The organism is Bathymodiolus platifrons methanotrophic gill symbiont, from assembly GCF_002189065.1.
Lineage (GTDB): Bacteria > Pseudomonadota > Gammaproteobacteria > Methylococcales > Methylomonadaceae > Methyloprofundus.
In genome coordinates this window covers 1-2,189 of record NZ_BDMN01000352.1, presented here as the reverse complement: position 1 = coordinate 2,189, position 2,189 = coordinate 1, and the positions used below count along the sequence as shown (strand labels likewise).

Below are 2,189 nucleotides of genomic sequence, written 5' to 3'. Positions count from 1 at the left end.
AACGTTATTTTATTCAAGTGATAATTTCTTATGGCACGTACATCTATTATATGGGTCTATGCCATATTGAGTGTAAATACTATAATTGTAGATTTCCCTTAGCCCTAAAATTATAAAGATGAATAGCACCGAAATATTTTCACTCGCCTTAGGCTTAGAAAGCCCATGGGAAATCAAAAACGTCGAAATGAAGGTGACTGAAAATTCAATCAAAGAACTCCATTTACATATTGGATATACCCGAGGATTCCAGTTTAAAGATAAAGAAGGAAATCATTGCCCTGTTCACGATACGAAAGCCAAGGAATGGAGACACATGAACTAAAAAACCATTTTGCTTACGAATGGTTTTTAATTTATTTTCAACTAAGTCTTCAAAGTATTCATCTTGTAATAATTTCCAGGATTCATCCATAAATATAATCAGTCTTCGACCATCAATTAAATTCTCTATCTTATGGAATAAATACATGATGACGGGCGAGCGTGTCTCATCATTTTCTAAGAACCACCTAGATAAGCTCTGTTACTCTACTGGGACAGAGCGGGCCAATTCTAGGAGTCTCTGTCTCACTGTTACATCTTTTGCACCGTTTTTCTCAACAGACAGTTCATAATCTTTTGAGTCAGTTGCCCAAGATACTAACGTTAAAGCAGCCCCTGAGTTACTTACATTAACTCTGTATATCGCAGGTACACCGTTAACCTCTTCATTAATTAACTCTTTAGCCATTTGTACGCTACCCCTACTCGTAACATAATCATTCTCAAAGAATTTCACTAACCCCAAATCATTAAATTTATAAAAACGGGATATATTTGTCCATTTTCCGTCTTGATAAGATCCACTAATGTGTGCGCCAATTAGTTCCCCTTCCGTAAATGGCGTAGCTTCTAAGTTTGCAGGCTCAGTAGCCAGTTGGTTAGCAGCTTCTTCATAAGGTAACATCAAATGTTTAAGGTGTGGCTCAAGGACTCTAGCAATATCACGTACTTCTGATTCCTCAGCCGACGCGTACCCTCTTTCTTCCATTTCTTCAACTGCCTTCTTTGTCATATCTTTAAACAGTTGAGGTATTGGTTGATCTTCGTATGAAACTATTGAAACTCCCTCCTCCATCATCTCAAGCATCACATCAGCTGGGAGTCCTGCTAATGAACCATCTGAGTTTAACTCTTCATCATACTCATAAACATCATGATTATGTTTATCAGGTTTAGGTTTAGGTTTACCTTTCTTCTTAGTCTCCTTTGGTTTTTTATTCGCAAGTTTAATACTACCCTTTGGGACATCATTAGTTTCAACTACTATTTCATCTTCTGTTTTATCTAAAGGTTCATTTCTCCAACCTGTTATTGCGTAAGCTGTGACAGCTGTCAATAGCAGTGCTGATAAGATAATAAACCCATACTTTTTACATTTCTTCATCTTCATATCCTCTATTTTTAATGAAACTAGCTTTCACTAGTTTCGGCTTCCCATGCTTCTTTGAAAGACAACTCAGGATCTCCCGAGTTGCCGATTATTCCCTATATCCAGCATGCCATGCTTTACAACCCCGAAGCAGTCCTATGATACTTGTCAGAATGCATCATAGAATGGGGACTTCCAGAAGGGGTACTCTGTCGTCCTGCTTACGTAAAATCATTTCGAGGCTAAATCACTTCAACTTGCGCTTACGGCCTGCTGGCTTGCGCCCATCGTGCTTAACATTTGGAGTTACCTCCGCCTGCCCGATGCTTGCTATCCGGTGGTTGACCTACCTTGCCGGAACGGGACTTACACCCGTTGGAATAATCGACCTTGCTCGGCCGCACACCCCTTGAAATTATTGGGTGTCCCGGCTTAGATGGGAAGCCCACATAGTTAGTGACTATTCTAATTAAAAATTACAATTGTCAGTGCTTGTGTAACCTATCACGAAAGCTTTGCCTAACTTTGAGTTCCATCCCCAGTGCGTCCCTTTAACAGTCCATAGTGCCTGACTAATAGTGTCTTTATGCGCGGTATAATTATTGTTCCACGTATATTCCCAACCAGTTAGCCTGCTATGTCTTAGTGTACCTCTCAAGTAATGGTTACTTTGTACACGAAACCAATGTGCTTTCCCAACCTCCCAGGAGATTGATTCATTTCCCAAATCAATACCGCCCGGTGGAAAACAATTAGCCCTGCTAATAATACTAAC

Annotated in this window: 1 protein-coding gene and 1 pseudogene; both read right to left on the bottom strand. The window is 39.7% G+C overall.

The features are described 5' to 3' along the window. Window positions 1-319: 319 nt before the first annotated feature. A pseudogene (locus CDZ78_RS23315) lies at window positions 320-508 on the bottom strand (hypothetical protein); the annotation flags it as partial. An 18-nt stretch (window positions 509-526) separates the two neighbouring features. After that, on the bottom strand, window positions 527-1,435 hold the full coding sequence (locus CDZ78_RS17350; RefSeq protein ID WP_167374378.1) for a hypothetical protein: 909 nt from the start codon (window positions 1,433-1,435) through the stop codon (window positions 527-529). Window positions 1,436-2,189: the final 754 nt, after the last annotated feature.